This is a genomic window from Bacillus sp. AFS029533 (genome assembly GCF_002585125.1).
Taxonomy (GTDB): Bacteria; Bacillota; Bacilli; order Bacillales; family Bacillaceae_G; genus Gottfriedia; species Gottfriedia luciferensis_B.
The window spans coordinates 96,964-120,773 of the sequence record NZ_NUQC01000003.1 but is presented as its reverse complement, the minus strand read 5'-3'; the positions used below and the strand labels follow the sequence as shown (position 1 = coordinate 120,773).

The window sequence follows — 23,810 nt, the reverse complement described above, 5'->3', positions numbered from 1 at the left end:
TTACTATTTAGCCTTTCAATTTGCCTATTATTAAACGGCTAAATAGTAATAAATATGAATCTATTAATTTTATTCAATATTCGGTACGAATCAATCATTTCGCATACATGCTTTTTCAATGTAAGTTTCGATAAAAACTCAGTTGTTCACTTTTTGATCCTTTTAAAAATTATATTATTAAAATTCTATAATGTATCCACTTATTCTTTAAAATAATGTGAAATTTTATCTAGTACAATAAAAAATATTATTTTTTCATTTTTTTAAAATAATTGTACTTATATTCCAAAATTTTATTTTTAATATAATAGATTAAACTTTAGGATGACCTAATTTTAGTTATACTTAATAAAGAACAAATTAAAGAGTACAATTTTTTTATTTTATACTATTAAAAAGGAAGCCTCTTTTGTAATAATTGTTGTTTAGTAATTAACTGTTTATAACCAAAAATTATTAAAGCTAACGAGGTAGTTTAAAATAGGGTTAATACTAATGAAAGTAGGCTAGTTCTAGAAACTTTTCATACTTGTTTGATATTGTACTTCTTTATCTTCGTATTAAGGAGAGTATGTATCTGAAGTGGAAATAACTGACATCTACTAAAAAACAACAATATATTTGAAAGCAGCCAACAGTATAAAAGGAAAAAATCCCCTTACAATTTTATTATCTAATTCCCTCTCAAAAATACTTTTTATATTTTATCACTATAATCAAGTAAATATTTTTTAATCATACCATAATTTCCAATTCGTCTACATAGTTCATTTATACAAAAAAGGAAATAGTCTCTATTTATTTAATCTTTTTATTCCAATATAAAATATGCAATATTCTAACAATAATAAAGCAAAAAAACCTTTTCCCAATTATTAATTGAGAAAAGGTTTAAACTTAATATTATCTTTTAAGAAGTGACATTATTAATTAGTTAGATTTTAATTTCTCTAACTCTAATAAGAATTTGTCATTTAGTACTTTAATATAAGTACCTTTCATTCCTAGTGATCTTGACTCGATAACACCAGCACTTTCTAATTTACGTAGTGCATTTACGATTACAGATCTTGTAATACCTACTCGGTCAGCAATTTTACTTGCTACTAATAAACCTTCGTAGCCATTTAATTCTTCAAAAATATGTTCGATTGCTTCTAATTCGCTATAAGAAAGAGATGAAATAGCCATTTGTACAACTGCTTTACTTCTAGCTTCTTCTTCAATTTCTTCTGCTTTTTCACGTAGAATTTCCATACCTACTACTGTAGCGCCATATTCTGCTAAGATTAAATCATCATTTTCAAAATCATGATTAATTCGAGCAAGAACAAGAGTACCTAAACGCTCACCACCACCGATAATTGGTACAATAGTAGTTAAACCGCCAGAAAATAAATCTTTATTTTCAACTGGGAATGCAGTGTGCTCACTGTTGATATCGATATTTGATGATGTTTCATTAATATTAAATAGGTTTTGTGTATATTCTTCAGGGAATTGGCGATCGCTGAACATTTTTTGCATACGCTCATTTTCGATTTTTTGGTGAAGACCGTAACCTAATAATTTCCCTTTACGACTTAAAATAAATACATTTGATTCAATAACCTCTTCTAATGTATCTGCCATTTCTTTAAAGTTTACTGGCTTACCTGCAGATTGTTGTAATAACTTATTAATCTTTCTTGTTTTTTCTAATAATTGCATCTTTCTAAATGCCTCCTATTTAATTGTACGTTTCCTTTGAACTTCTTAGCAAACTCATGGCTGAATTCAACATGTTCTTTAACTAAATTATAAAATGAATTGACTGATATCTTTATCTTTTGCAATATTTGCGAGCTTTTCATTTACATATTGAGGTGTAATCATAATTGTTCCCATTTGAATTTCAGAAGCTTCAAACGATAGGTCTTCAAGAAGCTTTTCCATAATAGTATGCAATCTTCTTGCGCCTATATTGTCTGTTGTCTGATTAACTTCAAATGCTATTTCTGCTATTCTACGTATAGCATCGTCAGAAAATTCGATTTGTATACCTTCTGTAGACAATAAAGCTTTATATTGTTTAATAATTGAAAAATCAGGCTCAACTAAAATACCAACAAAATCTTCAACAGATAATTTCCCTAATTCTACACGAATTGGGAAGCGACCTTGTAATTCAGGTATTAAATCTGATGGTTTGGAAATATGGAATGCACCTGCTGCAATAAATAGAACATGATCCGTTTTAACCGGTCCATATTTTGTCACAACCGTACTTCCTTCAACGATTGGTAAGATATCTCTTTGTACGCCCTCTCTCGAAACATCTTGAGTAGAGTTTTGCTTACTTGCAATCTTATCAATTTCATCAATGAAAATAATCCCTAGTTGTTCAGCTCTATAAACTGCTTCTTGTGTTACTTCATCCATATCGATTAATTTCTGAGCTTCTTCATTCGTTAAAATCTTACGAGCTTCTTTAACAGGAAGCTTTCTTTTTTTAGTTTTCTTTGGAAATAGACTACCTAATGACTCTTGGAAGTTCATTCCCATTTGTTCCATTCCAGTTCCTTGCATAAAATCTAGCATCGGAGCTTGTTGTTGCTCTACTTCAATAGATACAAGTTCATCTTCTAGTTTTCCAGATAATAGTTGAAATTCTATATTTCTTCTTTTAGATGTTAATTCTGTATCATTCTCTTCTTGCTCAGCATTCGAGTTTTGTGAATCTTGATTAAAAAGCATCTCAAGTGGGTTTTTGAATGAAGCTTGTTTTTTCATACTTGGTGCTAAAAGTTTAACTAATCTTTGATTCGCATTTTTTTCAGCTTGATCTTTCACCTTATTCATACGCTCTTCTTTTACAATTCGAATAGAAGTTTGGACTAGATCACGAACCATTGATTCTACATCTCTACCAACGTAACCAACTTCTGTAAATTTAGTAGCTTCAACTTTAATGAATGGTGCACCAACTAGTTTTGCCATCCTTCTAGCAATTTCAGTTTTACCAACACCTGTTGGACCAATCATTAAAATATTTTTTGGTGAAATTTCATCACGGAATGACTCTTCAAGTAAACTTCTACGATATCGATTTCTGAGTGCAATTGCTACTGCTTTTTTCGCTTGTTGCTGTCCAACAATATATTGATCAAGTTTTTCAACAATTTGACGAGGCGTGAAAGAAGTACTCATAATACACTCTCCTATTCTAATTCTTCTAAAATTATATTTCCGTTCGTATACACACAAATATCACTTGCAGTTTTTAAACTAGCATAGGCAATTTGTTTTGCTGAGAGATTTTCCCCTGCGTTTTCCTTTAGCGCACGGCCTGCTGCAAGGGCGTAATTCCCTCCAGAACCGATTGCAAGAATTCCATCGTCAGGCTCAATTACTTCACCAGTACCAGAAATTAATAATAATGAATTATGATCCATTACGATTAGCAATGCTTCAAGTTTATGTAATACTCGATCTGTTCTCCATTTTTTTGCTAATTCAACAGCAGCTCGTTGAATATTACCATTATATTCAACTAACTTGCCCTCAAAAAGTTCGAATAAAGTAAATGCATCTGCAACAGATCCTGCAAAACCAGCTAAAACTTTTCCATTAAAAAGCTTTCTAACTTTTCTTGCAGTATGCTTCATTACTACTGCATTTCCAAAAGTTACTTGGCCATCACCAGCCATGGCACTTTTACCATCGTGTCTGATTGCGAAAATCGTTGTAGCATGAAAATTGGACATGTGAATCCTCCTTAGAAATGTCGATTAATTTCTAAAATTGAGCGAATTTATGCTCTAGGATGATGTAAATTGTATACCTTTTGTAATCTTTCCTTCGTTACATGTGTATAGATTTGAGTAGATGATAAATTCTCATGCCCAAGTAATTCTTGAACACTACGAATGTCAGCACCGTTATCAAGCATATGCGTAGCAAAGGTATGCCTTAACATATGTGGATAGATTTTATTAGTCAACGAAGTATCTTTGATCATTTTTTCTAATATACCACGGACACCTCTTGCCGTTAGTTTTGTACCACGGTGATTCAAAAAAAGATCGTCATTCATTTGCTTGTTAGCTACTATCAGTCTATTTCGGCCATCTTCTATATATGTATGAAGAGCTTTTTCTGCATAACTGCCAAAGGGAATATACCGCTGTTTATTCCCTTTGCCCGTTACTAAAATAGTCCCAATTTGAAAATCTATGTCTTTTAATTTCAAATTACAGCATTCGCTTACTCGGATTCCGGTAGCATATAGCAATTCTAAAAGAGCTTGATTTCTTTGTCCAAGTTCCGTATCTAGATCGCTAATCTTAAATAGTTTTTCAAGTTCTTCCTTGTACAAAAATCTTGGTATCATAGTTTCTTTTTTAGGAAGTGACGCTAATACAAAAGGATTCTCTTTTGCTTCATTTTCTCTCATAAGAAAACGATAGAAACTTCTTAAACAAGAAATATGCTTTGAGACTGTACGTCTTGATAGCTGTTTGTCATGCAAAGTTGTTAAATAGAGACGAACATCAGAATAAGTAACTGAAGAAAATGAAATAATGGATTGTTGCTCCATAAAAACTAGAAATTGTTCAACAATTTTTTTATAACTATTTAATGTGTATTGTGAAGAGTTTTTCTCTAATTGTAAATACTGAATGAATAATTGACACAATATTTTAATATTCAAGGTAATTTCTCCTCACAAGCCACTACATACTAACATATTAAGTAGCTATTTGCAATTTATTTTCTTAACATTCTACAAAATTCATAATTGATTCTAATGCACGGTTTGCATAAGCTTCATATCGTTCTTGTTTTCTTTTAATTTTGACATCAAGCCTAGGGAATAGACCGAAATTAGCATTCATTGGTTGGAAGTGTTTTGCACTTGTTGTCGTTATATAATTAGCCATACTTCCAATTGCAGTTTCTGCTGGGAATACGACTAACTCTTTTTCCATTACGTATCTAGCTGCATTTATTCCCGCTACTAAACCAGATGCTGCAGATTCTACATAACCTTCCACTCCAGTCATTTGACCTGCAAAGAATAAATCTTCACGTCCTTTAAAACGATATGTTGCTTCTAATAGATTCGGTGAATTTATAAACGTATTTCGATGCATTACACCATATCGTACGATCTCAGCATTCTCAAGGCCAGGTATTAATTGTAAAACTTCTTTTTGAGGCCCCCATTTTAAATGCGTTTGGAATCCTACTATATTATATAAAGTTCCAGCACTGTCATCCTGGCGTAGTTGAACAACTGCATACGGCGTTTTACCAGTCTTTGGATCCTCTAAGCCTACTGGTTTCATTGGTCCAAATAATAATGTTTGCTTTCCACGTTTAGCCATTACTTCAACTGGCATACAACCTTCAAAGAAAATCTCTTTTTCAAATTCTTTTAAAGGAACTGTTTCTGCAGTAGTTAATGCTTCATAAAAACGATCAAATTCCTCTTCTGTCATTGGGCAATTTAAGTAAGCTGCTTCACCTTTATCATATCTTGATTTTAAATATACTTTATTTAAATCAATACTTTCTTTTTCAACTATTGGAGCCGCTGCATCATAAAAATAGAAATAATCTTCACCCGTTAATTCTTTTAATTGCTGTGATAATTCAGGTGATGTTAAAGGTCCTGTTGCGATAACTGTTGGTCCTTCAGGAATTTTAGTCATTTCTTCGTTATGCACAGTTACATTTGGATGATTTTTTACATATTCAGTTACACGGCTAGCAAACTCATGTCGGTCTACAGCTAACGCACCACCTGCTGGTACAGCACACTCATCAGCAGATCGAATAATAACTGAATCTAATCGTCTCATTTCCTCTTTTAATACCCCTACAGCGTTCGTTAGTGTATTCGCTCTTAGTGAATTACTACAAACTAACTCAGCAAACTTATCAGTATGATGAGCAGGAGTTTGTTTAACAGGTCTCATCTCGTATAAATGTACTTTAATTCCTCTTTTTGCGATTTGATAAGCAGCCTCGCTTCCTGCTAATCCTGCTCCAATTACATTAATAAATTGTTCTTTCATTGTTAACTCCTTCTACGCTGATTCAATCAAAATTACGTAATCATATTTTATAATTTTTTACTTAATGATTTCTTAATTAAAAGTTGATATGAAAAGTAAAAGTGAGCAAATAAATTGCTCACACTTTTATTTAGACAAATTCTTTAGGAAATATGAATTTCAGACTGATTTGCTAAAAAGTCTTAAGGTAAGTAAGTAAATTAATTACTCACACTTGTTGGTCCTCTTTGTAGTCACATGATACACATTGAACTTGAATACCTTTTTTCATTTTCTTTTCAACTAATAAGTTTTCACATTTCGGACATGGTCTTGCAATTGGCTTATCCCATGATAAGAATTCACATTCTGGATAATTCGTACATCCATAGAATATTCGATTCTTTTTCGATTTACGCTCAATTATATTCCCATCTTTACATGTAGGACATTTGACACCAATATCTTTTACAATTGCTTTTGTATTTCTACAATCTGGAAAGTTTGAGCACGCCATGAACTTACCGTATCTGCCCATTTTAAATACCATCGGGCTTCCACATACTTCACAGTCTTCACCAGCAGGTTCATCTCTAATTTCAACTTTTTGCATTTCTTTCTCAGCTATTTCTAAGTGTTTCTCAAAACCTCTATAAAATTGATCGATGATTTGAATCCAATTCACATTGCCGTCTTCAATTTTATCAAGGTCACCTTCCATTTGAACCGTAAACTCAATATTAATTACTTCTGGGAAAAACTCAACGACTAAATCAAATACTATGTGACCTAGTTCAGTAGGTACAAAACGTTTATTATCTAATGAAACATATCCACGTTTTTGAATCGTTTCTAAAGTTGGTACATATGTTGATGGTCGACCTATTCCTAACTCTTCAAGCGTTTTTACTAATCTAGCTTCCGTGTATCGCGGAGGTGGTTGAGTAAAATGTTGTTCAGGTAATATATCTTCTAATTTAACTTTTTCACCTTCAGCTAATGGTGGAAGGATACGATCTTTCTCTTCTGTGCCATCATCATTACTTTCTATATACACCTTCATAAAACCAGGGAATTTAACGACTGACCCATTTGCTCTAAATATTACATCATTATTAATTAAGTCAACTTTAACCGTATCTAGTACTGCAGATGCCATCTGACTAGCAACAAATCGTTCCCATATTAATTTATAAAGTCGATATTGATCACGGCTAACATGTGCTTTGATTGTATCAGGCGAACGTAATGTAGACGTTGGTCTAATTGCTTCGTGTGCATCTTGTACTTTATCTGATTTTTTTTCACTTTTTTTATTTGTAGCAACAAAATCTGCACCATAAGTGTCAATTATATAAGATTTTGCTTCCTCAGCCGCAACATCGGATATTCTAGTTGAATCAGTTCTCATATATGTGATTAATCCAACCTGTCCTCCACTACCAAGCGAAATTCCTTCATATAATTGCTGTGCAATCATCATCGTTTTCTTTGCACGCATATTTAATTTTCTAGCTGCTTCCTGCTGTAGTAAGGATGTAGTAAAAGCAGTTGCTGGATTACGTTTACGTTCTTTTCTAGTAACACTTTGAACTTCAAAGTGTTCACCTTTGATTTGTGATAAAATATTTTTCACGTCAGTCTCAGAATTTAATTCCAACTTTTTACCATTAACTCCGTAAAAAGAAGTATCAAATGTTTCTTTCTTTGTTAAAGCTTTACTTTTAATTGTCCAATATTCTTCAGGTTGGAAGATTTGAATCTCTTTTTCTCGTTCGATAATTAGTCTAAGAGCGACAGATTGAACTCGACCAGCACTTAAGCCCTTTTTCACTTTCTTCCATAATAATGGGCTAATGTTATACCCTACTAAACGATCTAGTACACGTCTTGCTTGCTGGGCGTCTACTAAATTCATATTAATTGGTCTAGGCTTTTTAAATGACTCTTTAATAGCGTCTTTTGTAATTTCATTAAACACTACACGGCAATCCGATGATGTATCGATATTGAGTGTATTCGCAATATGCCACGCTATTGCTTCACCTTCACGATCTGGATCGGCTGCTAGATAGATTTTTTTTGCTTTTTTCGCAGCAGATCTTAAATCCTTTAAAACTGGACCTTTTCCACGGATTGTTATGTATTTTGGGTTGTAATCGTTTTCTATTTCAATCCCCATCTGGCTTTTAGGTAGATCTCGAACATGTCCCATTGATGCGATTACTTTGAATTTTTTACCTAAGTACTTTTCTATTGTTTTAGCCTTTGAAGGGGACTCCACTATAACTAAATTTTCTGCCATCTTTTAAGCCTCCCGAGAGTTTCCTATTCTTTACTCTCTGTATTCCTTATTTCTTTCTTTTATTCTTATGTATTCTCAAATAGATTCATAATAAGAAGAGTTCAATTTATATTTTTGATTTTCCTTCATACAATTTCAAATTGTATAGTTTATTCTATACATTAGTCAAATTTTATTTAGATATAAAATAACACAAGTCGCATTAGTATTGTCAATATTTTGTAATATAAACATATTTTTTTATTTTTTAGTATATTCCTAAAATTCCTCTAAAATATCATTTGTACATGTAATTAATTTCGCTCCATCCTGAATTAATCGATGATTCCCTTTATATTCTTCCATTATAATCGGACCTGGCACTGCAAATACCTCTCTATTATATTGAATTGCAAAATTTGCAGTAATCATTGTCCCGCTCTTCTCCTTAGCCTCTAAAACGATTAAACCTTTTGATAAACCAGCAATAATTCTATTTCTTCTAGGAAAATATCTTTTTTCTGGTCTAATATAATATGGATATTCGCTAATAACTAAATGATTTATAGATAGCTCATTAAATAAGTTACAGTTTTCCTTCGGATATATATAGTCTAACCCACATCCAACAACTGCAATCGTTGTTCCGTTGTGGAAAATAGCTGAATTATGTGCAATTGAATCACATCCAGATGCCATTCCACTAACAATAACACAATTTTCTCTTATCAGACCTATTATTAATGAATCACAAATAATTTTCGCAAATGAGGTTGGTTTTCTTGCCCCAATTATACTCAACATAAATTGTTTATTTAGGATATTTTCATTACCTTTTAAATATAAAACAAACGGAGGGTCACATATTTCTCTTAACAAATCCGGATATAAATCATCATAAATTGTAATAATTTTAATATTTTTTTTATAGCTTTCTTTTAAAATATCAAAAATGGAAGTTGAATGAAGTTGATTATATAATTTATCAGCGGCCTTAGAAGTCATTTGAAATGTAGTTTTAAATATGGAAGGTGAATATTGATAGAGGTTTTCTAAATGATGATCATAGAGAAGAATCTTCTTGATTGCTTGATAGTTTTCAAATAAAAAATGATGCAAATGAATAAGTCGAATTTTCTTTTCCATGTATTCTCCTTTCTTATAAGAAAGTAGCCTCCTATCGGAGGCTACTTATAATTATTCTTATACTAAAGCTTCATGTGTCTTACATTGTTCATATAAGCCACGCTCTTTTAATGCACCAATTAAAGTTTCGCCCATTACTGCAGGAGTAAGTGCAACTTTAATGCCACAGCTTTCCATTGTAGCCATTTTCTCTTTAGCAGTACCTTTACCGCCTGCGATGATTGCACCAGCATGTCCCATACGTTTACCTTCTGGAGCTGTTTGACCGCCAATGAATCCTACTACTGGTTTCGCCATATTAGCTTGTACCCACTCAGCAGCTTCTTCTTCTGCAGTTCCACCGATTTCACCAATCATAATAACTGCATAAGTTTCTGGATCTTCATTGAATGCTTTTAATACATCGATGAAGTTTGTTCCATTTACAGGGTCTCCACCAATACCTACAGCTGTAGATTGACCAATACCAGCTTGAGTTAATTGATGTACAGCCTCATAAGTTAATGTACCAGAACGTGATACGATTCCTACATGACCTTTTTTGTGAATGTAACCAGGCATGATACCAATTTTACACTCATCTGGAGTGATAACACCAGGACAGTTAGGACCAACTAATCTAGTCTTTTTGCCTTCCATGTACTTTTTAACTTTTACCATATCAAGTACTGGAATACCTTCTGTAATACAAATCGCGATATCTAATTCTGCATCAACTGCTTCCATGATTGCATCAGCAGCAAATGCTGGTGGCACGTAGATTACAGATGCATTAGCACCAGTAACTTCAACTGCATCTTTAACTGTATTGAATACAGGTACGCCAGCAATGTCAGTTCCACCTTTACCAGGAGTTACACCACCAACGATTTTAGTACCATACTCTAACATTTGAGTTGTATGGAATAAGCCTTGTGAACCAGTAATACCTTGTACAATGACTTTAGTATCTTTATTAATGAATACGCTCATTTTTATCCTCCCTCTCTTAGCCTACAAGTGCAACGATTTTTTCAGCGCCATCAGCCATTGAATCTGCTGCAACAATGTTTAAGCCAGACTCATTAAGAATCTTCTTACCTAATTCAACATTCGTTCCTTCTAAACGAACTACTAATGGTAAGTGTAAACCAACTTGTTTAGTTGCTTCGATTACACCTTCAGCAATAACATCACACTTCATGATGCCGCCGAAGATATTAACGAAAATACCTTTAACATTTTGGTCAGAAAGGATGATTTTAAACGCTTCAGTAACTTTCTCAGCTGTAGCACCGCCCCCCACATCAAGGAAGTTAGCCGGATCTCCACCGTAGTGTTTAATGATATCCATTGTAGCCATTGCTAGACCAGCACCATTAACCATACATCCGATATTTCCGTATAAAGAAATATAGTTTAAGTCATACTTAGAAGCTTCGATTTCTTTTGGATCTTCTTCTTCTAAGTCACGGTAAGCTAAAATGTCTGCATGACGATATAAAGCATTTGAGTCAAAGTTTAACTTTGCATCTAATGCCATTACTTCTCCATCACCTGTAACTACTAATGGATTAATTTCAGCGATTGAGCAATCTTTTTCGATAAACGCAGTATATAAGCCCATCATGAACTTAACAGCTTTGTTTACTAAGTTGCTTGGAATGTTGATATTGAACGCAATACGACGTGCTTGGAAGCCTTGTAGACCTACTGCTGGATCAATATACTCTTTAAAGATTTTTTCAGGTGTTTTTTCAGCTACTTCTTCAATTTCAGTTCCACCTTCTTCAGAAGCCATTAATACAACTTGTGAAGTAGCGCGGTCTAAAACTAAACCAACATAATACTCTTTTTTAATATCGCAGCCTTCTTCGATAAGTAAGCGCTTAACTTCCTTACCTTCTGGTCCAGTTTGATGAGTAACTAATACTTTACCTAGAATTTCACTAGCATATGTATTTACTTCATCTAAATTTTTCGCTACTTTTACGCCACCCGCTTTACCGCGGCCACCAGCGTGAATTTGAGCTTTTACTACGCATACAGCTGTACCTAATTCTTTAGCTGCTTCTACTGCTTCTTCAACTGTGAAAGCAACTTTACCATTTGGTACTTTTACGCCATAGCCTCGTAGGATTTCTTTCCCTTGATACTCATGGATATTCATGATCCATCCTCCCCTTTTAGAACAAGACAAATTAAAACACATCCCTATTGTATCTCTTACAGAATATACTGTAAATACTTTAGTAGAAAAGAATTAAATATTCTATGTTTTTATATAGAAAACCCTTTCAGATACAATAGTCAATGTAGTTTATCATATTACAATATTATTTTTCCAATAATTTATCCTTGTCCAATAAAAAATAAATTAACGACAGTTAGGAGCATTTTAATTTTAGGTTTTTATCATTTCGATTTATTTATCTACTTTGTACAAAATTAAAATGTTATGTAATATTAAATGTCGTTAATCTAATCTATTTTAGACTACTTCAGTAAATTGATGTAGTCTAACTTCCAATTATTTTTACAATCAAACTTTTTCTTTGATTGGTGCAAAGGATCTTCTATGTTCATTAATTATTCCATGCTCATCGATCGCTTTTAAATGTTCCTTTGTTCCATATCCCATATGCTTTTCAAATCCATAGTTTGGGTGTTTTACACTAAGTTCGCACATTAAAGAATCTCTTGTTTCTTTTGCGAGTACAGAGGCAGCTGCTATACTAATGCTCGTTGCATCGCCCTTAATGATTGATGTTTGAGAAATATCCAGTGGTAGTTTCATTGCATCAATTAATAAATGTTCAGGCGAATGAGTAAGTTGTTCGATCGCACGTCTCATCGCTAATTTAGTCGCTTCATAAATATTGATTTCATCAATTTCTGTTGAACTTGCCATACCAACTCCATAAGAAATTGCTTCTTCCTTGATCCGCTTTACGAAATACTGTCGTTTTTCTTTAGATAATTTTTTGGAATCATCTAACCCAATTAGCTCAGTATTTTCCGCTAAAATTACTGCCGCTGCTACAACAGGACCAGCTAATGGACCTCTACCGACTTCATCTACTCCTGCAATTAACTTTATATTTTGGCTATAAAGATTCTGTTCATATTCCATCATTTTAAGGAATTTCTCCCTAGCTAAATCTCTTTTTTCTTGTTCTCTATACCATTTAGCAACTAGTTTTTGCACACCAATTCTTTGATCACTTTCAAATTCTTTTAAGAGTTCGTTCGTAGGGTCAGTTATTTCACTTAGTATATTTTTTATTTCATCTATTTTCAGAGACATAATATAGAACTCCTTTTATCTTTGTTTGGACCATAAAATTTCATTAAAAAAGAAGAAAGTACGCTTATTCTTGCGCACTTTCTTCTAATATTTCATCAGTTACTTCAAGCATTGATGGATTTTCGAAAGTTAATCTTCCTAATTTCCCTGCTCTTAGCTCACGTAAAAATAAATCAGATGTTTTATCATAATCTATCATTCCGCCTGACATAAGTAATCCACGTTTCTTTCCAATATGATCAAAAATATCAACGACTTCTTCAGAAAATAAAACTTCCTCATTCATGTCATATCTATCTTTTAATACATTTGGATAAAACTCTCTTAAATATTTAATCGCATAAATCATTACTTCTTGTAGGTTAATGATACTATCTTTTATTGCCCCTGTAGTTGCTAAACGAAGACCTACAAGTTGATCTTCAAATTTAGGCCACAATATACCCGGTGTATCAAGCAGTTCAATTTCTTTCCCTACTTTTATCCACTGCTGTGCTTGCGTTACGCCTGGACGGTCACCAGTTTTAGCAATATTTTTTCGTGCGAGCTTATTGATTAAAGTCGATTTTCCTACATTCGGGATCCCAACTATTAATGCTCGAATTGCGCGTGGTTTAATCCCTTTTGATCTCATTTTATCAAATTTCTCTTTTACAAGTATTTCACAGGAAGAAATAATCGCTTTTAACCCTTGTCCAGATGCTGCATCAATAGCAATTGCCATTACGCCTTGTTTTTCGTAATGTGCTAACCATTGCTGAGTAATTCTTGGATCTGCTAAATCTGCTTTATTTAATAAAAGTAATCTCGGTTTATTTGAAATTATTTCATCGATCATTGGATTTCTAGAAGCAGCAGGTACCCTTGCATCTGCTAATTCAATTACTACATCAATTAGTGAAAGTTTTTCTGTAACTTGTCTTCTAGCTTTTGCCATATGGCCAGGAAACCATTGAATCGTCATGTTGCCACCTTCTTATACATTGAATAATCAAGATTAATTTGGCTTTTATTTCGCCATTTCAACCTCAGATAACGGCCAAAAAACAAAACTTGCTCGGCCTAAAATTTCTTTTTGACTAACTGTTCCGATAATACGACTATCTTTACTTAATCGACGATTATCCCCTAAAACGAATACTTGTCCTTTAGGTACAGTTTTTCTACCAGTAATCTCTTCTAACTTAAAGTCTTCAGTTAGAGGACCATCTGTCGTTTCTTTTTTATATTCGTTCAAATATGGTTCTTTATACGGTTTACCGTTAACATATAGGACATCATTTTTATATTCTACTGTGTCACCAGGTAAGCCAATCACTCGTTTAATATAATCTTTTTCCTTTGTAGCATGGAAGACTACAATATCAAAACGTCTAGGTTCATGTAGTTTGTATACGATCTTATTTACAATCATTCTACTTTGATCCTGTAGTGTTGGCATCATTGAGATACCGTCAACTAAAACCGGTGTAAAAAGGAATGTTCGAATACCAAGTGCAAGTACAAGCGCAATAAAAATTGTTTTAACTAATTCCCAAATTCCACCACTATTGCTTTCTTTCAACCTAATCCCTCCATTTTATAACCATACGTTTTGCAGTTTTAACCAGTTAAGTTAATAACTTAATTTATGTATTCTATTTTACTTTTTATTATATCCATAATCTACAAATATTGGAAAAAAAGGAGCTTGTTTAATACAAGCTCCTTTCAAAAGACTATCGAAGTTCTTTAATTCTTGCTTTTTTACCAGTAAGTGCACGTAGGTAGTAAAGTTTAGCACGACGTACTTTACCGCGACGAACAACATCTAATTTAGCAATTTTTGGAGTGTGAATTGGGAACGTACGTTCAACACCAACTCCGTAAGAAATTTTACGAACTGTGAAAGTTTCGCTAATTCCGCCACCACGACGTTTAATAACTACACCTTCGAATAATTGGATACGCTCACGAGTACCCTCAACAACTTTAACGTGAACTCGTACAGTATCACCAGGACGGAATGCTGGTAAGTCAGTTCTTAGTTGTTCTTTTGTAATTTCGTTGATTAAATTTTGCATAATGTATGCTCTCCTTTTCCAACCGATGCTCTTACAAGATTTAGTGACTCGCAGCGGAACACCGAGAATAAAGGCTTAAGTATTTACTCAAGCCACAAGTTATATTAACATATTCTATTAGTGCACGCAACTAGTTTTCTTTGTTTAATTCTTCTTTTACTTGCTCCATCCATTTTGACTCTATTTTAGAAAGAGAGTAGTTTTCGAGTAAGTCTGGACGTCGCGTGATCGTTCGTTTAAAAGATTGCTTTGTTCGCCATTCTTCGATTTTCGCATGATTTCCTGATAATAAAACATCTGGTACTTTATGACCTCTAAATTCTGCAGGTCTCGTGTAATGAGGATGCTCTAATAAGCCTGTACTAAATGAATCTTCAATTTTTGAAGTAGTATTACCAAGTACCCCAGGTAATAAACGAACAACGCTATCAGCAATAACCATAGCACCAAGTTCTCCACCTGTTAATACATAATCCCCAATTGAGATTTCATCCGTCACTACATGTTCACGAATTCGTTCATCATAGCCTTCATAATGTCCACAAATAAAAATTAAATGCTCTTCTTTTGCAAGCTCTTCAGCTTTACGTTGATTAAATCGCTCTCCTTGAGGGCATAGAAGGACTACTCTCGGCTTATTCTCACTTTTTGATACTAATTCATCAACAGCATCAAAAATCGGCTGTGGGGCTAGTACCATACCAGCGCCGCCACCATATGGATAATCATCAACATTTGAATGTTTATTCGTAGAGTAATCTCTAAAATTTACACAGCGAAATTTAACCGCCTCTTTTTCTTGTGCTTTTTTTAAAATAGAAGAATTTAAAACTCCTTCAAACATTTCTGGAAAAAGGGTTAAAAAGTCTAATTTCATCATAATAGACCTTCCATTAATTCGATTTTAACCTTTTTATTCGCTACATCTATTTCTTTCACAATTTGCTCGATATAAGGAATAAGAGCATCTTTTTGACCTTTTCTTTGAATAACCCATACATCATTTGCGCCTGGAGATAATATTTCTTTTATTTTTCCGATTTCTTCTCCATCAATTGTCTCAACAGCACAACCAATAATTTCATGGTAATAGTACTCATTTTTATCTAGCTCGTGTAATTGATCTTCAGTAATCTTTAAAATCCCATTCTTAAGTGGTTCTACAGAGTTTAAAGACTCATACCCTTCAAATGTAAGTAAATCAAAATTTTTATGTACACGGTGACTTGTTACGACTAATTCAATTGGTGTCGATTCGTTTTCCTTAAAGAAATATAGTGTATTACCTTTTACGTAACGTTTTTCTGGAAAATCAGTTCTTGAGATAACACGAACCTCTCCTCGAACTCCATGTGTATTTACAATTTTTCCGACATTTAAATATTTTTTCATTTTTTTACCTCTATATTAAAATTTCTATGTTTATGATTAGTTTGACCATTTAGATGGTATATATGTCTATCTGAGACCTTAGACGGTTAATACAAGATGTCTAATGCCAAGTATAGCATATCTAAAAGTCATAAAAGCATTAAAAGCTACCTCAAAGCTCAAACGACAACATGTTATTCGAGAGCTAGTGCTCGTAAACTCTGTAATGTTGAAAACGGCCCTTAGCTATAGCCAAGGACCGTTTTACTTTACTGAATATCTAAGTGAATACGTTTTGCGTGTTCATTACTTGCTGCATATACAACCGTACGAATCGCTTTAGCAATTTTACCATGTTTGCCAATCACTCTACCAGCATCTTCAGGGTTTACCTGTAAATGAAAGAATAGATTGTTCTCATCTTCTTTAACTTGAAGTGAAATATCCTCTGGATGATCTACAAGACTTGAAACAATTGCATTGATGAGTGTATTCATCTTTTTTTCCATAATTACTTGCCGTTGCGAGCGTTGTGGAATTTCTCTAAGATACCAGCTTTAGAGAATAAGTTACGAACTGTATCAGATGGTTTAGCACCTGTTCCTAACCATTTTAATGCTGCTTCTTCGTTAATTTTGATTTCAGCTGGTTGAGCAACTGGATTGTAAGTTCCAATTTCCTCGATGAAACGTCCATCACGAGGAGAACGAGCGTCTGCTACTACTACACGGTAAAAAGGAGATTTTTTAGCTCCCATACGTTTTAAACGAATTTTAACTGCCATTTTTAAAGCACCTCCGAAAATATTTACAACGATTTATATATTATCAAAAACCAATACTGTTTGTAAAGTAAAATTTCTTAACAGCATAATTTTTTATTAAATGATGTTTAAATGCTGGAAAATTATACAAATAGGTTAGAATAAGCCCGGAAATTTAAAACCTTTCTTCTTCCCTTTTTGCATACCGCCCATCATTTTCATCATTTTTTTCATTTCTTCAAACTGTTTTAATAAACGGTTTATTTCTTGTACAGGGCGACCAGAACCTCTAGCTATTCGCTTTCTGCGACTTGAGTTAATAATATCTGGTGTAAGCTTTTCCTGCTTTGTCATCGATTGAATAATTGCCTCTACATGAGCGATTTGTTTATCGTCAATTTGCAGATCATTCAATCCTTTAATTTTGTTTGCACCTGGCATCATTTTTAAAATATCACCAAGTGGTCCCATTTTTTTAACTTGAGAAAGTTGGTCTAAGAAATCATCTAAAGTAAAAGATGCATTTCTTAATTTTTGTTCCATTTCTTTTGCTTTTTCTTGGTCTACGTTTTCTTGTGCCTTTTCAATTAAAGTAAGCACATCACCCATTCCTAGAATACGTGATGCCATTCGTTCTGGATGGAACGGCTCAATTGCATCTAGTTTTTCACCAAGTCCAACAAATTTAATTGGAGTATTTGTAACTGCACGAATTGATAATGCGGCACCACCACGAGTATCGCCATCAAGCTTCGTTAAAACGACTCCAGTTAAACCTAATTGATCATTAAAGCTTTGTGCCACATTGACTGCATCTTGTCCTGTCATTGCATCAACAACTAGGAAGATTTCTTCAGGTTTTGAAAGTTCTTTAATTTGTGCAAGTTCTTCCATTAAACCTTCGTCAATATGTAAACGACCTGCAGTATCAATTAGGACATAGTCATGATGTTCATCCTTAGCGTGTTGAATCGCTTGTTTCGCAATTTCAACCGGACTTACTTGATCTCCTAATGTAAATACAGGCAAATCTAGTTGTTTACCTAATGTTTGAAGCTGTTTAATCGCGGCAGGACGGTAAATATCTGCTGCAACTAAAAGTGGCTTACGATTGTACTTTTTTCGAAGTAAATTCGCTAATTTACCAGTCGTTGTTGTTTTACCAGCACCTTGTAAACCAACCATCATAATAACAGTCGGCGGGCGATTTGAAACAGCAATTTTGCTTTGTTCTCCACCCATTAATGCCGTTAGTTCTTCTTGAACTACCTTTACAACATGTTGACCAGGCGTTAAGCTTTGTAATACTTCTTGTCCTACAGCTCGTTCAGAAACACGTTTCACAAAATCTTTAACAACTTTAAAGTTAACATCCGCCTCTAGTAAAGCAAGACGAACTTCTCTCATCATTTCCTTGACATCAGATTCAGATACTTTACCTTTGCCTCGAACCTTTTGTAATGTCTTTTGAAGTCGGTCGGCTAATCCTTCAAATGCCATAAAACCGTCCTCCTTATTATTCTAATTTCTCTAACGCATCGATCACTCGAAGAAACTCGTCATCTACAACTTTACCTTTTTTAGCATAAGTTTTCAAATGATTTAAAAGTTCATTTCGTTGTTGAAATTTTTTTAGAAGTAATAATTTCTCTTCATATTCTTCTAACATAGCTTCAGTACGTTTTATATTATCATAAACCGCCTGTCTACTTATGTTAAACTCTTCCGCAATCTCACCTAAAGAATAGTCATCCAAATAATATAATGACATATAGCTTTGTTGTTTAGGAGTTAAAAGAGAATGATAAAAATCATATAGATAATTGATTCTCATCGTCTTATCTAACATTGTATGATCTGCCAAAACTATCACTCCTTTGTTAAGTGAATTGCCTTTACATATGCTAGTTTACCTAATACACAAATATCTGTCAAGTTTTTTACTTGACGATTAATGAAAATCAAAACAACGAAATTAATTTGAACTTTTATCCTAATTGTCTTCTTAACTTTAGCAAATTTGAAACTTACGTTATTTGTTAGTTAATTTCCACTGTGGAGTGCTTGCTTTATGTTGGCCATCTTGCATTCATTTGAACATGATCTTACCAATCTTGTTATTAACATATTTTAAAAAAAGTGGATATGTCTTTTTAATTTAAACAGATCCACTTCAATTCTTAATTACTTATGCTTCTTTATTTATTAAATCTCCAAATAGGCCATATACAAATTGTTCTGCTTGGAATGGTTGTAGGTCGTCCATTTGTTCGCCAAGGCCAACGAATTTAACGGGTACTTTTAGTTCGTTTCGGATTGCTAAAACAATACCACCTTTAGCCGTTCCATCTAGTTTCGTTAAGACGATACCAGAAACATTTGTAGCTTCGGAGAATGTTTTCGCTTGAACAAGACCATTTTGGCCAGTCGTTGCATCAATTACTAGTAATACTTCGTGTGGTGCACCAGGTACTTCTCTAGCAATGACGTTACGTACTTTTTCAAGTTCTTTCATTAAGTTTACTTTATTTTGTAGACGGCCTGCTGTGTCACAAAGTAAAACATCGACTTTACGAGCTTTTGCAGCTTGAACTGCATCATACATTACTGCAGCAGGGTCTGATCCTTCACCTTGTTTAATTGTTTCAACACCGACACGATCTCCCCAAACTTCTAATTGTTCAATCGCTCCGGCTCTAAATGTGTCTCCAGCAGCAAGTAGTACTTTTTTGCCTTCAGTTTTTAGTTTATGAGCAATTTTACCAATTGAAGTCGTTTTTCCTACTCCGTTAACTCCAACAAATAAAACAACTGTTAAACCATCAGGATTTAAATTTAACTCAAATGAATCATCTGTTAAATCATTACCTTTATACAATTCAACTAATTTTTCAGAAATAACCTCTTGTACACCTTTTGGATCTTGAATATTTTTTCGTTTAACTTCAAATTTCAAGTCCTCTACTAATTCCATTACTGTGTTTACACCAACATCAGCCATAATTAGAATTTCTTCAAGTTCTTCAAAAAAATCTTCATCTACTTTACGGTATCTAGCAAATAAATCGTTTAATCCTTCTGTCAAGTTATTTCTAGATTTCTCTAATCCAGATTTAAATTTTTGAGTCACTGACTCCGTTTGCTTCGAGATTGTTTCTTTTAATTTCTTAAAAAAGCTCATAATTTCAATCCTTTCTAATTACCATTCGATAATAATGCTTCACCTTCATCTAAACGAACTGATACTAGCGTAGAAACTCCATATTCTTGCATTGTAACACCGTACAATACATCACATTCTTCCATCGTACCTTTACGGTGTGTAATAACAATAAATTGAGTTTGTTCACTAAAGTATTTTAAGAACTTTGCAAATCGAGCTACATTGGCTTCATCTAGTGCAGCTTCCACCTCATCAAGTACACAGAAAGGTACTGGACGTACTTGTAAAATAGCAAAAAGTAGAGCAATTGCAGTAAGCGCTCGTTCGCCTCCTGATAATAGGCCTAAATTTTGAAGTTTTTTACCTGGAGGCTGTGCAACAATTTCAACACCTGTTAACAATAAATTTTCCGCATCCGTTAGAACTAAATCAGCTCTTCCGCCACCAAACAACTGAGTAAAGACGACTTGGAACTTTTCACGAATTGCACTAAAACTTGTTTCAAAACGTTTTGTCATTTCTTCATCCATCTCACTAATTACATTGTAAAGTGTGATTTTTGCTTCATTTAAATCAGTTCTTTGTTCTTGAAGAAAATCATGACGTTCAGATACACGTTCATACTCATCAATTGCACCAATATTAACAGTTCCTAATTCCTCAATTGAACGCTTTAATAGTTTAACTCGTTTCCTTGCATCATCAACTGTCATTTCAAGTGTATATTTCATTTTTGCCGCTTCGTAAGTAGTCATATACTTTACATTTAGTTGTTCAAGACGATTTTCAAGCTCTACATCCAGTCGATTACTATTTACTTCTTGTTGTTTTAGTAAATCAGAAAGTGACTTATATTGACGTTGCTTTTCACGTAATGATTGAACATAATCTTCTAGTTCTGTTTGGTAAGCAATTCGTTGCTCTCGACGTTTCGAAATAATTTCTGTCGTTTTTGAAAATTCAATTCGAGTATCCGAAATGATTTTCTCGAGCTCTTCCTTACCATTTTCATTCGTCATAAGTTCACTTGATAAGAAGATTATTTTTTCCTTCGTTTCTTCAAGAATTTGCTTTTGTTTTATCGAATTTTCTTCAAACTGGCGAATTCTTTCGTTACTATAACTTAACTTTTGCTCTTCTTGTGCTAGAGAAATTTTCAGACTAGTTAACTTCGATTGTAATTCATCTTTAATTTCCTTTTGATTTAGTTTCCGTTCAGTTAATTCATTGATTTTCTGTTCTTTTGAAATAATCTCATTTTTTACATTAGCTTCTAATGATGATAATTCCTCTAGACGGTCTTTAACCTTTAATAAATCACTTGCTGAACTTCCCATTTCTAAATCATAGATTGCTAAAGCATCGTTTATATTCTTTTCTTCAAATTCGATACTTTTTAGTTGCTCCATAATTGAAACAATTAATTGCTTAACATTTTGAATTTCATCATTTAACGTTTGAGCTTTAGAAGAACTTTCTAGATTTGTCGTTTTAAGCGTTTGAACCTCATTTTCAAGCAAGTTCGTCTTTTCTTGCATATCCTTTAGCTTTACAGTGATTTCTTCTAATTCTCGCTGTCTTCCTATAAGTGAAGAATTCGTTGTTCGAACGGCTCCACCAGTCATCGCTCCACCAGGATTAACTACATCACCTTCAAGCGTGACAAAGCGATAGCGATGCCCAACGAGTTTAGCCAACTCATTAGCACCTTTTAAATCTTGTGCGATTAAAACAGTTCCAAGTAAGTTTTGAATCACTTGCTCATACTCGCTTGAATAACTAACAAGTGATGATGCAACCCCAATAAAGGAAGGATTTCTTTTTAATCCTTCAATTACATTAGCTGGTACAAAACGAGCTTTAACAATATTCATTGGTAAAAATGTAGCTCGGCCTAATCGTTGTTGCTTTAAAAATTGAATTGCTCTTCTAGCATGCTCGTCATTTTCAACAACAATTTGTTGTGTAGCTGCACCTAGTGCAATTTCAATTGCAATTTCGTATTGTTTGTTTGTTGTAATTAGTTCAGCAATTGCACCTTTAATACCTTCTAGTCTTGTGCCTCTTGCTTTCAATATTTCTTTAACACCTTGATTAAAACCAGCAAAATCTTCTTGAAGTTCTTCAAGTGTTTCTTTTCTTGATTTTGTTTGTTGAATAAACTGATAAGCTTTATTAAGTAATTCTTCTTTTTCCTTTAAAACTGTTGAAGTTTCATTGTACTGCTTATTCAGAGATTCAAACTTTCCATTTAACTCTTTAAACGTTAAATCAAATTGTTCTTTTTCATTAAGCAACTCTGTTTTTCTATTCTGTAATTGCTCTCTTTGACGAATGTATTTTTCATTTTCTATATCTAATCGACTCGATTTTACTGAATATTGCTGGCTTTGTTTTTCAAGCATCGTTTTTTCATTTTTTATCGATGCTTGATTATTTAAAAGCTCAATATAATCAGATTTTATTAATTCGATTTGTTCTTCAATATCACCCTCATAAGATGTAATATCATTTTGGATCTCAACAATATTTGTTCTCGTTTTGTTTACATTTTGACGAGAAAGTTTTTCTTGCTCTTTTTCTACTTCGATTAATTTAGTCGTCTCGTTTATTTGATCAGTAACTTCATCAATTTGTTTTCTTAATTGTTCAGATTGAGTTGAAGTATTTCTTTTTCGCTCCTTCATTAGCTCTTTCTGACCTTCATATTTTTCCAAGTTCTTCGTTACACTTAATAAAACTTGCTGCAATTGATCGATTGATTCATCTAATGCATTTAACTTCTCTTGTAATTCGTGTTGTTTTGATTCTTCAGTCGAAATCTCAGTCGATAACGCAATCTCTAAATCAGAATTTTGGGCAATTTCTCGTTTAAGCTCTTCCCATTTCTGGTGAAGCGATTCAATTTCGTATACTAAGAGAGCTGCCTCAACCTGTTCTAGCTCATCCCTATGTTCTATGTATTCCTTTGCAATTGAAGCTTGCATTCTTAATGGTTCAATTTGAGAACTTAATTCAAATAAAATATCATCAACTCGATTTAAGTTTTCTTGCGTTTCGAATAATTTTGCTTCAGCCTTTTTCTTTCGGTTTTTATATTTTAATACTCCAGCTGCTTCTTCAAAAATTCCTCTTCGCTCTTCTGGCTTACTGCTTAATATTTCTTCAACCTTCCCTTGAGAAATAATAGAGAATGCCTCTCTTCCAAGTCCAGAATCCATAAATAAATCAACAATATCTTTTAAGCGACAAGATTGTTTATTAATATAAAAATCACTATCTCCAGAACGGTAAACACGTCTAGTTACACTTACTTCACTATACTCAAGTGGTAATTGTTGATCTTCATTATCTAAAGTCAAAGTAACTTCTGCATAATTTAAAGGTTTTCTTCCATCACTACCAGCAAAAATGATATCCTCCATCTTCGCTCCTCGTAATGATTTGACTGACTGTTCGCCTAATACCCATCTAATGGCATCTGTAATATTACTTTTACCACTTCCATTAGGGCCTACAACTGCTGTAACACCTTTTACAAAATCGATCGTAACTCGCTGAGCGAATGATTTAAATCCAATTATATCTAGTCGTTTGAGGAACAACTGAATTCCCCCTTTTTGATTTAATTATATACACAAAAACTCCCCCATAAAAGGGGGAGCAGACTGCCCGCCAAACGCTCGCTTTCTT

21 protein-coding genes are annotated in these 23,810 nt (G+C 33.5%); all 21 read right to left on the bottom strand.

The window, feature by feature from the left end:
* Positions 1 to 930: 930 nt before the first annotated feature.
* Positions 931 to 1,710, bottom strand: a complete 780-nt coding sequence (codY, locus tag COE53_RS01550) for a GTP-sensing pleiotropic transcriptional regulator CodY (RefSeq protein ID WP_056470865.1) — start codon at positions 1,708 to 1,710, stop codon at positions 931 to 933.
* Positions 1,711 to 1,797: 87 nt separating this feature from the next.
* Positions 1,798 to 3,189, bottom strand: coding sequence for an ATP-dependent protease ATPase subunit HslU (gene hslU / locus COE53_RS01545; protein ID WP_069034514.1), 1,392 nt, complete (start codon positions 3,187 to 3,189; stop codon positions 1,798 to 1,800).
* Positions 3,190 to 3,200: 11 nt separating this feature from the next.
* Positions 3,201 to 3,746 carry an ATP-dependent protease subunit HslV gene (gene hslV / locus COE53_RS01540; RefSeq protein ID WP_056470870.1) on the bottom strand — a complete coding sequence of 182 codons (546 nt, stop codon included), beginning with the start codon at positions 3,744 to 3,746 and terminating at the stop codon, positions 3,201 to 3,203.
* 47 nt (positions 3,747 to 3,793) lie between these two features.
* On the bottom strand, positions 3,794 to 4,693 hold the full coding sequence (xerC, locus tag COE53_RS01535) for a tyrosine recombinase XerC (protein ID WP_069034515.1): 900 nt from the start codon (positions 4,691 to 4,693) through the stop codon (positions 3,794 to 3,796).
* Positions 4,694 to 4,757: 64 nt separating this feature from the next.
* Complete coding sequence (gene trmFO, locus COE53_RS01530; protein ID WP_069034516.1) at positions 4,758 to 6,062, bottom strand: FADH(2)-oxidizing methylenetetrahydrofolate--tRNA-(uracil(54)-C(5))-methyltransferase TrmFO; 1,305 nt, start codon at positions 6,060 to 6,062, stop codon at positions 4,758 to 4,760.
* 208 nt (positions 6,063 to 6,270) lie between these two features.
* Complete coding sequence (gene topA, locus COE53_RS01525) at positions 6,271 to 8,346, bottom strand: type I DNA topoisomerase (protein ID WP_069034517.1); 2,076 nt, start codon at positions 8,344 to 8,346, stop codon at positions 6,271 to 6,273.
* Positions 8,347 to 8,604: 258 nt separating this feature from the next.
* On the bottom strand, positions 8,605 to 9,471 hold the full coding sequence (gene dprA, locus COE53_RS01520; protein WP_098947340.1) for a DNA-processing protein DprA: 867 nt from the start codon (positions 9,469 to 9,471) through the stop codon (positions 8,605 to 8,607).
* A gap of 57 nt (positions 9,472 to 9,528) precedes the next feature.
* Entirely contained in the window at positions 9,529 to 10,443 is a 915-nt protein-coding gene (gene sucD / locus COE53_RS01515; RefSeq protein ID WP_069034518.1) for a succinate--CoA ligase subunit alpha, read from the bottom strand.
* 16 nt (positions 10,444 to 10,459) lie between these two features.
* A complete protein-coding gene (gene sucC, locus COE53_RS01510) occupies positions 10,460 to 11,620 on the bottom strand; it encodes an ADP-forming succinate--CoA ligase subunit beta (protein WP_069034519.1) in 1,161 nt (386 codons plus the stop codon).
* 372 nt (positions 11,621 to 11,992) lie between these two features.
* On the bottom strand, positions 11,993 to 12,760 hold the full coding sequence (locus tag COE53_RS01505) for a ribonuclease HII (RefSeq protein ID WP_025569029.1): 768 nt from the start codon (positions 12,758 to 12,760) through the stop codon (positions 11,993 to 11,995).
* Positions 12,761 to 12,821: 61 nt separating this feature from the next.
* Positions 12,822 to 13,721, bottom strand: a complete 900-nt coding sequence (ylqF, locus tag COE53_RS01500; RefSeq protein WP_025569028.1) for a ribosome biogenesis GTPase YlqF — start codon at positions 13,719 to 13,721, stop codon at positions 12,822 to 12,824.
* Between the two features lie 45 nt (positions 13,722 to 13,766).
* Positions 13,767 to 14,321 carry a signal peptidase I gene (gene lepB / locus COE53_RS01495; protein ID WP_025569027.1) on the bottom strand — a complete coding sequence of 185 codons (555 nt, stop codon included), beginning with the start codon at positions 14,319 to 14,321 and terminating at the stop codon, positions 13,767 to 13,769.
* Between the two features lie 154 nt (positions 14,322 to 14,475).
* A complete protein-coding gene (gene rplS / locus COE53_RS01490) occupies positions 14,476 to 14,820 on the bottom strand; it encodes a 50S ribosomal protein L19 (protein ID WP_025569026.1) in 345 nt (114 codons plus the stop codon).
* A gap of 130 nt (positions 14,821 to 14,950) precedes the next feature.
* On the bottom strand, positions 14,951 to 15,697 hold the full coding sequence (gene trmD / locus COE53_RS01485) for a tRNA (guanosine(37)-N1)-methyltransferase TrmD (RefSeq protein ID WP_025569025.1): 747 nt from the start codon (positions 15,695 to 15,697) through the stop codon (positions 14,951 to 14,953).
* Positions 15,697 to 16,212 (bottom strand): ribosome maturation factor RimM, encoded by a 516-nt coding sequence (gene rimM, locus COE53_RS01480; RefSeq protein WP_025569024.1) that lies wholly within the window; start codon positions 16,210 to 16,212, stop codon positions 15,697 to 15,699. Before rimM ends, trmD begins: the two co-directional genes overlap by 1 nt.
* A gap of 248 nt (positions 16,213 to 16,460) precedes the next feature.
* The gene (locus COE53_RS01475; RefSeq protein WP_025569023.1) at positions 16,461 to 16,688 is read right to left on the bottom strand and encodes a KH domain-containing protein; all 228 of its coding nucleotides are present in this window, start codon (positions 16,686 to 16,688) and stop codon (positions 16,461 to 16,463) included.
* 14 nt (positions 16,689 to 16,702) lie between these two features.
* Positions 16,703 to 16,975 (bottom strand): 30S ribosomal protein S16, encoded by a 273-nt coding sequence (gene rpsP, locus COE53_RS01470; RefSeq protein WP_025569022.1) that lies wholly within the window; start codon positions 16,973 to 16,975, stop codon positions 16,703 to 16,705.
* A 135-nt stretch (positions 16,976 to 17,110) separates the two neighbouring features.
* Positions 17,111 to 18,454, bottom strand: coding sequence for a signal recognition particle protein (ffh, locus tag COE53_RS01465; protein ID WP_025569020.1), 1,344 nt, complete (start codon positions 18,452 to 18,454; stop codon positions 17,111 to 17,113).
* Positions 18,455 to 18,470: 16 nt separating this feature from the next.
* Positions 18,471 to 18,803, bottom strand: coding sequence for a putative DNA-binding protein (locus tag COE53_RS01460; protein ID WP_025569019.1), 333 nt, complete (start codon positions 18,801 to 18,803; stop codon positions 18,471 to 18,473).
* Between the two features lie 339 nt (positions 18,804 to 19,142).
* Entirely contained in the window at positions 19,143 to 20,135 is a 993-nt protein-coding gene (gene ftsY / locus COE53_RS01455) for a signal recognition particle-docking protein FtsY (protein ID WP_069034520.1), read from the bottom strand.
* Positions 20,136 to 20,149: 14 nt separating this feature from the next.
* Complete coding sequence (gene smc / locus COE53_RS01450) at positions 20,150 to 23,722, bottom strand: chromosome segregation protein SMC (RefSeq protein ID WP_098947338.1); 3,573 nt, start codon at positions 23,720 to 23,722, stop codon at positions 20,150 to 20,152.
* Positions 23,723 to 23,810: the final 88 nt, after the last annotated feature.

Excerpts from the sequence above, each read along its gene's own strand:
- rplS (WP_025569026.1), bottom strand. The coding sequence starts at position 14,820 with ATGCAAAATTTAATCAACGAAATTACAAAAGAACAACTAAGAACTGAC.
- topA (WP_069034517.1), bottom strand. The coding sequence starts at position 8,346 with ATGGCAGAAAATTTAGTTATAGTGGAGTCCCCTTCAAAGGCTAAAACA.
- ffh (WP_025569020.1), bottom strand. The coding sequence starts at position 18,454 with ATGGCATTTGAAGGATTAGCCGACCGACTTCAAAAGACATTACAAAAG.
- rimM (WP_025569024.1), bottom strand. The coding sequence starts at position 16,212 with ATGAAAAAATATTTAAATGTCGGAAAAATTGTAAATACACATGGAGTT.
- codY (WP_056470865.1), bottom strand. The coding sequence starts at position 1,710 with ATGCAATTATTAGAAAAAACAAGAAAGATTAATAAGTTATTACAACAA.
- dprA (WP_098947340.1), bottom strand. The coding sequence starts at position 9,471 with ATGGAAAAGAAAATTCGACTTATTCATTTGCATCATTTTTTATTTGAA.
- sucC (WP_069034519.1), bottom strand. The coding sequence starts at position 11,620 with ATGAATATCCATGAGTATCAAGGGAAAGAAATCCTACGAGGCTATGGC.
- COE53_RS01475 (WP_025569023.1), bottom strand. The coding sequence starts at position 16,688 with ATGAATACACTCATCAATGCAATTGTTTCAAGTCTTGTAGATCATCCA.
- ylqF (WP_025569028.1), bottom strand. The coding sequence starts at position 13,721 with ATGACGATTCAATGGTTTCCTGGCCATATGGCAAAAGCTAGAAGACAA.
- hslU (WP_069034514.1), bottom strand. The coding sequence starts at position 3,189 with ATGAGTACTTCTTTCACGCCTCGTCAAATTGTTGAAAAACTTGATCAA.
- hslV (WP_056470870.1), bottom strand. The coding sequence starts at position 3,746 with ATGTCCAATTTTCATGCTACAACGATTTTCGCAATCAGACACGATGGT.
- trmFO (WP_069034516.1), bottom strand. The coding sequence starts at position 6,062 with ATGAAAGAACAATTTATTAATGTAATTGGAGCAGGATTAGCAGGAAGC.
- trmD (WP_025569025.1), bottom strand. The coding sequence starts at position 15,697 with ATGAAATTAGACTTTTTAACCCTTTTTCCAGAAATGTTTGAAGGAGTT.
- COE53_RS01460 (WP_025569019.1), bottom strand. The coding sequence starts at position 18,803 with ATGTTAGATAAGACGATGAGAATCAATTATCTATATGATTTTTATCAT.
- sucD (WP_069034518.1), bottom strand. The coding sequence starts at position 10,443 with ATGAGCGTATTCATTAATAAAGATACTAAAGTCATTGTACAAGGTATT.
- ftsY (WP_069034520.1), bottom strand. The coding sequence starts at position 20,135 with ATGAGCTTTTTTAAGAAATTAAAAGAAACAATCTCGAAGCAAACGGAG.
- rpsP (WP_025569022.1), bottom strand. The coding sequence starts at position 16,975 with ATGGCAGTTAAAATTCGTTTAAAACGTATGGGAGCTAAAAAATCTCCT.